Genomic DNA, 8,859 nt, shown 5'->3' with positions numbered 1-8,859 from the left:
GGCGTGTGGTGGGGTCGCCGCGATGAAAGCCCGGACCCCGCGGGCAGCTCATCAGCTAGATCCTGATAGTCGGATGTGGTCACCTGGCTACGAGCCTTGCCTGCATCGCCGAATCCTTCAGTGGCAGTGCTCCGCTCGCAATCGACTCCCTTCCAGATCGACTGCGACGGTATTATACGTTACCATCGTGTACGATTTCCATATGCCGCACAAGGGAAAAGGCAGGTCGGCCGGTGATCGTGCTACCGACCGACCTGGCGACACGTCGCCGTTCGCAATCGGCCTTCTCGCCCGACGTGCCCATCGCCGCGCCGCGACCGCGTTGGCTGCCGTCATGCACCCGTACGGATTGGAATTGCGGCACTTCGCCATCCTGATCGCGCTGGCCGACCGCGGAGCCACGATGCAGCGAGAGTTGCCGCAACTAATCGGTTTCGACAAGGCCGCCATCGGCCGCGGTGTCGACGATCTCGAAGACGCCGGGTTCGTGGAACGCGTCGGCGTGCCCAACGACCGCCGCATCTGGAAGCTCGACATCACCCAACGTGGATCCGAGGTGTTCGACCAAGCTCACCTCGACGCTCAGGGCATCGCCGCCGATCTGGTGGCGCACCTGGCCCCGGGTGAGCCCGAGATGCTGTTGGATCTGCTCACCCGCTACACCTATCCAGAACGGGCCAGCTAAGCCGCACCCCATGCGGCCGTGATCGACACGCGCCGCCCTCGCGTTTTGACGATCGATCCCGCGGCGGAGCGCGACAACACGTCGTTAGAGCCGAGATATCGGTCGGTGCTTCGACTTTCGAGCGCACGCAAGCAGTGGCGCCGGTGGTCGCGAGGCCGGCCGTTAGAGATCTGGATAGGTGTAGCGGGTGAGCAGGTCCATGATCTGATCCGCCTCGCCGGGCTTGAGATGTGCGACCAAGTCCTCGGCGATGCCCTGTGCCTCGCGGTGGACCTCGTCGAAGATCTCCAGGCCACGTTCGGTGATCTGCACCATCCATACCCGTCGGTCGCCCTCGACGCCCACGCGCGTCACCAGATCATCGGCTTGCAGGTCGTCGATGGCGCGGCCGACGGCCGCCTTGTCGAAACCCGTGGCGTCGACGAGGTCGCGTTGCAGCGTGGGGCCGCGGTCGGCCAGCACGATCAGCATGGCGAAGTGCCGCAACTCCAAGCCGTACGGGCGCATCGCCGCGATCAGTGCCGCGGTCGTGCGGTTGTGGGCTCTTCGCAGCAAGAGCCCCATCGCGAACGGTGACTCATCTCCTGGACGGTCGGTCGCCCGATTCGTCGTCGACCGCGGTTTGGTGGCACGGGGCATGCAGTCAGCATACCGTCACCGGATCATCGGATACCGTGTCAGACGTTCCGTTCTCGCGTGGGCGTTGGCGGGTCCCCCACTCACGGCTTCACTTTGGGCGCCGTCAGGATCGCGAGCCGACCGCGTGCGGGCCGAACATCGATCGCGTCAACGGGGGCGTCGCCGCTGCGGTCCACAGCAACGCCCTGAACAGCGTGCGCTTGGCCTTGCTGGTGGTGGTGGCGTTCTGCGCGTTGCGGGTGGATCGCGCCAGTGCCGCATTGGCGTAGGTGCGCATCGCCGACTCGTAGTTGCCGACGCAGGTGCCCAGCGTGCCGGTGTGCCGGTCGACGAGTTGGCGGCGCAGCAGGTCGGCGTCGCGGAACGCGGTGTTGGCGCCGATCCCGGCCATGGGGGTCATGTTGTGGATGGCATCGCCGATCAATGTGACGTTGGTGGGAGCCCAGGACGGTAATTGCGGCATCGATCTCAAGGCGACCGGCGCCACCGAGGCGGGGTCACTGGCCTCGACCATCGCGCGTAGTCCCGGAGCCCATCGGTCGATCTTCGTTGCGACCAACCGCCGTAACTGCGTTCCGTCCCAGCCGTCCACGTCGTCGGGATAGCTCCTCCGATCGGCTGCCCACGCCCACACGATCATTCGCGCCTTCTCACCGGTCTCCGGGACGGCGTTCCCGGCCGTCCAGATCGAGATGAACATCCAGCCCGGCCCCGCCGGCACAATGTTGTTGACCGAGCCATCGATCAAGCTGGGGGGTAGGGCGCTCATCAGCGACGGGGTCAGCGGGCTGCGGCCGGCGATGTTGAGGATGCCCAAGTCGACACGGTCCAGACCGGGCAACCGTTGCGCGCGCACGCGCGAGTTGGCGCCGTCGGCGCCCACGACGAGATCAGCGCGAACCGTCGAGCCGTCGGCGAAGCGCACGTCGATCCTGCCGCCGTCGAGCTGGCGATAGTCGACGAATTCGCGACCCCAGCGCACCACTGCTTCGCCACCGTCGTCGTCCAACCCGCGGAGCAAGGCCTCCCGCAGCACGTCGCGGCCCACGGCCCGCCGGTGGGTCACGGGGTCGGCCTTGGCCTGCTGATCCAAATCGACGGTCAGCAACGGCCGTAGCCGATGGTCTTGAAATCGCACCACGTCGGGCGCGGGGGTGGCCGCGGCGTCCAACGACTCCCAGTTAGCCGGCGGCAGACACCCATGCAGCGCGCGCAGCCCATCGGCGTTGAGGTGGATGCCGTAGCTGGCGGGACGATCCCCCGCGCTGTCGTGACGCTCGAACACGTGCGCATCGATGCCCGCCTGGCGCAACCCATGGGTCAGCGCCAAGCCAGACAATCCTGCACCGATGATCACGACCTTCATGTCAATTCTCTTTCTCGGAAAGTCTCGACACACCCGGGTGAATACGGTTTCGGACCGAAGTGGTTGTGCACCAGGGGTACCCGCATCATTCACGTCGCCCCGTCGGCGCCTCGCGCTCGCCACTATCGTAGCAGCTGCATCGGTCGTGAGCGCAATTGATTCGTACGTCACCGTCACAGTTGCTACTATCATTGTCATGAAGGGTACCTCTACGAGCAACGAGTCCATAGTCGATGCCCATCAACCCGAAACATGGCGCGAAGCAGTCGAATCCGCATTGTTCGGACCGGGCAAGGTCTCGGCGATGGTGTGTGTGGCGCTGCCTACCGTCGCGTTCGTCGCCGCGGTGACGCTGAGAACGCTGACCGCGGCGATCGTCGCCGCCAGCGTCACCGCGTTGATCGTGTTCGGCTACCGGCTACTGGTGAAGCAGCCGGTCCGGCCAGCGCTCACCGGCCTGGCGATCGCCGCGGTGTGCGCAGCCGCTGCCGCGCTCACCGGCGACACCCGCGGGTTCTTCCTCGCCCCCACCGCCATCACCGTACTCATCGTCGTGATCTGCCTGGTCACCATCGCGGTACGGCGGCCCCTGGCCGGTCTATTGCTCAACCGGCTCGCCGGTGGCCCACCCGGCTGGCATCAGCATCGAGAACTCGTGCGGGTCTACACCTCGTGCACGCTGGTATGCGTCGCGGTCAACGTCGTCAGCACGGCTTTGCAGATCTTCGGCTACATCATCGACAACACCGTTCTGCTCGCCGCACTGCACATCATCAATCCCATCGTCTTCACCGTGATCATCGCCATCACCATCGCGGTCGCCCGCAAAGCAGTATCCCGCCAAACCCCGTGAAGCAAGGAAGTTCCGCCATGCCCACCGACACCCTGACCATGAACCCCTCCGCCGACGTTCTCACCATCATCAGCGTCTTCACCACCACACCCGAGAAACAAGCCGCCCTGCTGGAGGTCCTCAACACCAACGCCGACACGTGGCTGCGGCACCTCGACGGATTCATCGCCGCCGGCATCCACCCATCCCTCGACGGCAACACCATCGTCAACTACGCACAATGGCGAAACCCCGACGCCGTGGCCGCAATGCTCGCCGACCCCAAAGCCCGCCAACACCAAGCCCGAGTCGCCCAACTCGCCACCGTCGCCCCGATCCGGTGCACCATCAACGCCATCCACCACACGCCAGCAGGCGCAGCACCCACCCAATGACCTCACACACGGCCACACCCCGCCGGAACCCAGGGGTGAACGAAACGCACGACGGCGTCACGTTGTAGGCGCCAACCGGTTCAGCGCATCATCGACACTGATCCGTCGGTACGTCTCGCGCAGGACGCGCCCTTCCTTGAGCGCAGCTCGACGTGACCGCGCCAGCTCGAGGCCGTGCTGCGCTTCACCGGCGCGCTGCACCACACGGTGGGCCCACTCGCGTTGCAGGAGAACGGGGTCCGTGAACCTAGGTCGCTCGAAGTCGGGAGCCGTTACCGTGGCGCGCAACTTCTCCGGGTCGAGCACTTCGCGGGGGTTGGTCTCGGCCGCAGGTCGGGCCCCGGAGATCGTGATGCTGGGCAGCTTTACCCGACCCGTCGCAGAGTAGGCGAACACACTTTGGATCCGGTCGCGTGCTGCAGCGGGTTCCTTGTACTCGTGCTCGACTGGCGTCGACGGCCCTTCCGGAACCGCGAGACGCGTGATCGCGCGGTCGTTGATGGCGTCGAGTACTACTCGGGGGTCGGCTTCGACGAAGACTTCTTTGCGCGCCGGCCAGAAGTCGAACATGCTGTAGTCGCCGTGCCGGCCACCGACGTGGAATACGTAGATCTCCGGATATATCGCCACGTCGTTGGGTTCGATGATTCCCAGTCCACGTCCGTCACGCCGCTGAGGGCGCACGTCGTAGAACGCCACTATGGAGGCCTGGATCAGATAGCTGGCACCGATGGCGCCATATGGCTCGTGAACGACGACACCGAACCTGTCGTGAGGCTGCCAGTCGGGAAACAGCGACGCCAAATTGCCGGGCGCACCGTCGATCTCGATTCGAAAGTCGTTGGCATGCAGCTGAAGAGCGGTATGCATGACCGGTTAGGTCGTTGCGGTGTCAGGTGCCGTGGTCGTGAATTCGGCGTCGTCGCGGCCGATCCGTGCGTAGACCTCAGGCCGCGTTCGTCGGTAGATCGCCGCCATCGCCATGCCGGCGGCGATGAGTCCGTAGATGAGTAGTAGCAGAACGATTGAGAAGGCTCCTGTCGCGCCTGTGATCAGTTCGAAGTTGACCGTCGCAAGGTAGAGGGCGATGCAGAGAATGACGCAGGCGAGCCCACATGCGACGACGGGTTTGGCGATCGATTCCGCGGTCGTTCGATGCCGTACCAGATAGACGGGGATCGCGAGTGCGACGAGGATCAGCAGTACCAGGAAGGTGTAGGTGTACACGCCGCTCAATCGGCCGTAGACGATCTCGTCGGGGATATGAGCCAGCACCAATATTGCGAGGCCGGCGAATGTCGCCACGCTGATGGCGATTGATGCGCGGTGCGGGGACAACTGTGTCTTGTGCACGCGACTGAGCGAGTGGTGCAGAATCCTGTCGGCGCTGAGATTGAAGGCATAGCGCGTGGTGAAGGAATGCGCTGCCAACGTCGAGGCAAACGCACTTGTCAGCAACAGAACGGTTGACGCGGTGTAGGCGAATTGACCGGTGTACTCCTTGATGCTGGCGGTCGCCGCGGCAGTTGGATCCGCCGCGACCACGTCGAGAACCGCCACTGGACCGTAGGAGTTGATGAACAGCCACGCTGTTATGGAGTACATGACGGCCAGCAACGCCACGACCGCGTACGTCGCCCGAGGAATCGTCCGCTCGGGAGTGCGCACCTCGTCTCGGAAGATGATCGTGGCTTCGAATCCGCCGTACAGCCCGACGCCGAACATGAACGCGATCGCCACCGAACCCGAGAAGATATTGGAAGGCTGGAACGAATCCAAACTCAGGCCGTCGGCGCCACCTCGGAGCAACACCGAGATGTCGTAGGCGGCCAGTAGCAGCAACTCGAGCCCCAGAAAGACCGTCAAGACCCTGGCGGAGAAGTCGATCTTGAAGTAGCCGAGCACTCCGACGATCACCCACAGCCCTGCGGCATAGATCCACCACGGTAGGGAGGGGCCATCGAAGAGGTCGGAGATGATCGACCTCATCGCGATACCGCCCAGCGCGTACGTACTCATACAGGCGACGTAATAGATGATGATCGCGGCGAACCCCGCGCCGAGACCTACGGTCTTGCCCAAGCCCGCGCTGATGAACGCGTAGAAGCCGCCGGGATTCGGCAGGATTCGGGCCATTCTGGTGAGCCCGACCGCCACGAGGGCTACGACGACGCCGCACGCGAGAAAGGCCACCGGCGTGCCGACACCGTTGCCCAGGGCAATCGCCACGGGGATGAAGCCGAGGAAGGCGACAGCCGGTGCGCTGAAGGCCATGACGGTGAAGATCAAACTGATGACGCCCATGTTGCCGCCGAGCCGAGGCTTGGTCGGAGTGGGTATCGCGGTAGTCGAAAGGTCTGGGGTTGTCATCGTATTGCTCCAATTCTCCGCGGAGGCGGCATGGGCTTGGTCGTGGGGTGAGCGTGAGTTACCCGGTCGGGGGGAAGTGGCGGTGCAGCTCCGCCACGGCCTCCTTCCCCAGGTACGCCGGCGAGCGGCCCTCCAGGAGCAAGTACAGGCGTGCGGTCTCCTCGATCTCCTCCACCGCGTCGACCGCGCCCTCAAGCGACGGCGCCGCGGCGAGCGACCCGTGATTGCGCATCAACACCGAGCGCGAGCGCTCCGACGCCCGCGCGACCTGCTCCTCGAGCTGGGCGCTTCCCGGCGTCGCGTAGTCGATCAGCGGCAGCCGGCCGACGCGCATGACGAAGTACGGCGTAATCGCCGGCAGCGCGTCATCGGAACGAAGACCCGGTAGACACGAGACGGCGACCGCGGAGGTCGAATGCAGGTGCGCCACTGCGGTACACGTCGGATGGTGGCGGTAGAGCGCCCGATGCAAGACGAACTCCTTCGACGGCCGGTCACCCGCGAGGTGCTCTCCGTCGATCGACGTCACCGCGAGCCGCGCGGGGTCGAGCCGTCCCAGGCACGCATTCGTCGGGGTGATCATGATCTCGTCGCCCAATCGGACGCTGAGGTTTCCCGTCCGGCCCGGGGTCAGTCCCCGGTCGTATAGCGCGGCGCCGAGCTGCACCATCTGGGCCCGCACTGCGTCGCCGAAACTCACGACCCCGCCACCTCCAGCGCATCGCGGAAGAACGACCGCCCACCGAAGTTGCCCGACTTGAAGGCGACGGCCAGCCCGCGGTCCTCGGCCACGAGCCACGGGACGCCGACGCTGATGTCGGGGCCTATCCGTGCTGACCTCAGGCCGAGCGCCTCGGCCACCGCGCCCGAGGTCTCGCCCCCGGCGACGATGAGCCGCCGGATGCCGATCTGCTCGAGAGCAAACGCTATGCGGCCCATGGCCTGTTCTATCCGGCGCGAGACCTGCGCCGGACTCAGCCCAGTCGCGCCCGCGCGTAACCCGACAGCATCGTGGTCGGTCGTGATCAGCAGCGGGCCACCGCTGAGGCGGCGGTCGGCGAAGTTTAGCGAGAGGCGCACGGCCGCGTCTCCATCGACGAGGTCGATGACGCCGAGGGTCAGCGTCGGTCCATCGAAGGCCCGCACCTGTTCCCACGTCGCGCGCGAAAGGCTGCCGGCGAGGATTGCGGCCGGCCCGGACGGCGGGACGGCCCGCTGCCCCAGGACGGGTGGCGGATGGCCGGCGCGCGCATGGGCGGCCACGGCGAAGGCGGCACCATACGCGGCGCCGCCGGCGGCGAGCCGTTCGCCCGCGGTGGCCTCTGCGATCGTGTCGAGGTCGGAGTCCCGGACGGCGTCCGCGATCACGTGGTGGGCGCCGACGGCGCGGTCGGCTATCTTGTTCAGGCACACGGTAACCGCGTCCGCACCCGCATCGACCGTGGGCCACTCCACTAGCGCGACGCCGCGCGGCGTCTGCTCGGCGAGCACGCGCCGCAGTTGAGGGTCGCGCATCGGATTGAGTGGGTGATCGCGCATCGGGGACTCGCTGAGCAACTCGGCACCGACGAACAGGTGACCGAGGTAGACCGTCCGGCCGTTCGCCGGGTACGACGGGCAGTGCACGACGCGGTGAGCGCTCGTCACGTCGACGAGCGCGTCGGCGATCGGCCCGATGTTGCCGTCGGCCGTCGAGTCAAATGTGCTGCAGTACTTGGCGAACAGCTGCTCGGCGCCGACGGCGCGGAGCGCCTCAGCCGCCTCGATCGCGGCCGCACGCGCCTCGGATGCGGGCACGCTGCGTATTTTGAGGGCGACGACGATCGCATCCCCGCCATCGTCGGGCACTGCGGCGCTGCCGAAGGCGAGGCGGGTGTCGAGCCCGCGCGCCGAGAGCGCGCTCGCAAGGTCCGTGGCACCGGTGATGTCGTCGGCGATGAAGCCGACCGGTGGGCAGGAGCGAAGCGCCATCAGGTGAGATTCAGACCGCCATCGACGAGTAGGTCGACACCGGTGGTGTACGACGACTCATCGGAGGCGAGAAAGGCGATCGTCTTGGCGATCTCGGCGGGGCGCGCCATGCGCCGCATCGGGATCTTCGCCACGTCGCTTGCGACGCGGTCGGGTTCGGTCTTCTCTGCGTACTCGACCTGCGGCGTCCGGACGTAGCCCGGCGACACCGAGTTCACCCGGATCCCGTGCCGGCCAAGGTTCATCGCGGCGTTCCGGGTGATTCCCAGGACCGCGGCCTTCGTCGCGACGTAAGCGATGAACCCGTTCTCCGTGCCGCCCCGGTGGGCCCAGGACGACGCGATGTTGATGATGGATCCCGAGCCCTGCTCCGTCATCCCCGGAATGACGGCCTGCATGCCGAGCAGAATCCCAGTCTGATTGATCGCAACGACGCGATTCCACTCGTCAATGCTGACGTCCGCGACACCCGCCGGTGAGCTGATACCCGCGTTGTTGACGAGCACGTTGATCGGTCCCCAGCTGGGGTCGACGCCGGCGACGACCGAAGCCCAGTCCTTCTCGGACGCGACGTCGAGGTGTCGGTAGACGACCTGCAGGC

10 protein-coding genes are annotated in these 8,859 nt (G+C 66.0%); 3 read left to right on the top strand and 7 right to left on the bottom strand.

Features of this window, described 5'->3' with window-relative positions; genetic code table 11:
• The first annotated feature begins 202 nt into the window (after window positions 1-202).
• Window positions 203-685 carry a MarR family winged helix-turn-helix transcriptional regulator gene (locus tag ACRDUX_RS38040; protein WP_526422258.1) on the top strand — a complete coding sequence of 161 codons (483 nt, stop codon included), beginning with the start codon at window positions 203-205 and terminating at the stop codon, window positions 683-685.
• A gap of 162 nt (window positions 686-847) precedes the next feature.
• Here the strand turns inward: ACRDUX_RS38040 and ACRDUX_RS38035 are convergent, their stop codons facing one another.
• On the bottom strand, window positions 848-1,324 hold the full coding sequence (locus ACRDUX_RS38035; protein ID WP_526422256.1) for a MarR family winged helix-turn-helix transcriptional regulator: 477 nt from the start codon (window positions 1,322-1,324) through the stop codon (window positions 848-850).
• A 103-nt stretch (window positions 1,325-1,427) separates the two neighbouring features.
• Window positions 1,428-2,690: an FAD-dependent oxidoreductase gene (locus tag ACRDUX_RS38030; RefSeq protein WP_526422254.1), complete on the bottom strand. Its 1,263-nt coding sequence runs from the start codon at window positions 2,688-2,690 to the stop codon at window positions 1,428-1,430.
• Between the two features lie 196 nt (window positions 2,691-2,886).
• Between ACRDUX_RS38030 and ACRDUX_RS38025 the strand changes: the two genes are divergently transcribed.
• Both ACRDUX_RS38025 and ACRDUX_RS38020 read left to right on the top strand, forming a co-directional pair.
• On the top strand, window positions 2,887-3,543 hold the full coding sequence (locus tag ACRDUX_RS38025) for a DUF3159 domain-containing protein (protein WP_526422252.1): 657 nt from the start codon (window positions 2,887-2,889) through the stop codon (window positions 3,541-3,543).
• Between the two features lie 17 nt (window positions 3,544-3,560).
• A complete protein-coding gene (locus ACRDUX_RS38020; RefSeq protein WP_526422250.1) occupies window positions 3,561-3,917 on the top strand; it encodes a putative quinol monooxygenase in 357 nt (118 codons plus the stop codon).
• A gap of 57 nt (window positions 3,918-3,974) precedes the next feature.
• Here ACRDUX_RS38020 and ACRDUX_RS38015 read toward each other — a convergent pair whose 3' ends face one another.
• The 5 genes from ACRDUX_RS38015 to ACRDUX_RS37995 all read right to left on the bottom strand — a co-directional run.
• Window positions 3,975-4,787, bottom strand: coding sequence for a hypothetical protein (locus ACRDUX_RS38015; protein WP_526422248.1), 813 nt, complete (start codon window positions 4,785-4,787; stop codon window positions 3,975-3,977).
• Window positions 4,788-4,793: 6 nt separating this feature from the next.
• A complete protein-coding gene (locus tag ACRDUX_RS38010; protein ID WP_526422246.1) occupies window positions 4,794-6,287 on the bottom strand; it encodes an amino acid permease in 1,494 nt (497 codons plus the stop codon).
• A gap of 58 nt (window positions 6,288-6,345) precedes the next feature.
• A complete protein-coding gene (otnC, locus tag ACRDUX_RS38005) occupies window positions 6,346-6,987 on the bottom strand; it encodes a 3-oxo-tetronate 4-phosphate decarboxylase (RefSeq protein WP_526422244.1) in 642 nt (213 codons plus the stop codon).
• Complete coding sequence (otnK, locus tag ACRDUX_RS38000; protein WP_526422242.1) at window positions 6,984-8,258, bottom strand: 3-oxo-tetronate kinase; 1,275 nt, start codon at window positions 8,256-8,258, stop codon at window positions 6,984-6,986. Before otnK ends, otnC begins: the two co-directional genes overlap by 4 nt.
• Window positions 8,258-8,859: SDR family NAD(P)-dependent oxidoreductase (locus tag ACRDUX_RS37995; RefSeq protein ID WP_526422240.1), on the bottom strand; the 602-nt coding region annotated here is incomplete at its 5' end. The genes otnK and ACRDUX_RS37995, both read right to left, overlap by 1 nt.

The organism is Mycobacterium sp., assembly GCF_050701675.1.
GTDB lineage: Bacteria > Actinomycetota > Actinomycetes > Mycobacteriales > Mycobacteriaceae > Mycobacterium.
This window is presented reverse-complemented; position numbering and strand designations above follow the sequence as displayed.

What these genes read in the sequence shown, in the direction of transcription:
- ACRDUX_RS38040 (WP_526422258.1), top strand. Translation starts at nt 203, where the DNA reads ATGCCGCACAAGGGAAAAGGCAGGTCGGCCGGTGATCGTGCTACCGAC.
- ACRDUX_RS38035 (WP_526422256.1), bottom strand. Translation starts at nt 1,324, where the DNA reads ATGCCCCGTGCCACCAAACCGCGGTCGACGACGAATCGGGCGACCGAC.
- ACRDUX_RS38030 (WP_526422254.1), bottom strand. Translation starts at nt 2,690, where the DNA reads ATGAAGGTCGTGATCATCGGTGCAGGATTGTCTGGCTTGGCGCTGACC.
- ACRDUX_RS38025 (WP_526422252.1), top strand. Translation starts at nt 2,887, where the DNA reads ATGAAGGGTACCTCTACGAGCAACGAGTCCATAGTCGATGCCCATCAA.
- ACRDUX_RS38020 (WP_526422250.1), top strand. Translation starts at nt 3,561, where the DNA reads ATGCCCACCGACACCCTGACCATGAACCCCTCCGCCGACGTTCTCACC.
- ACRDUX_RS38015 (WP_526422248.1), bottom strand. Translation starts at nt 4,787, where the DNA reads ATGCATACCGCTCTTCAGCTGCATGCCAACGACTTTCGAATCGAGATC.
- ACRDUX_RS38010 (WP_526422246.1), bottom strand. Translation starts at nt 6,287, where the DNA reads ATGACAACCCCAGACCTTTCGACTACCGCGATACCCACTCCGACCAAG.
- otnK (WP_526422242.1), bottom strand. Translation starts at nt 8,258, where the DNA reads ATGGCGCTTCGCTCCTGCCCACCGGTCGGCTTCATCGCCGACGACATC.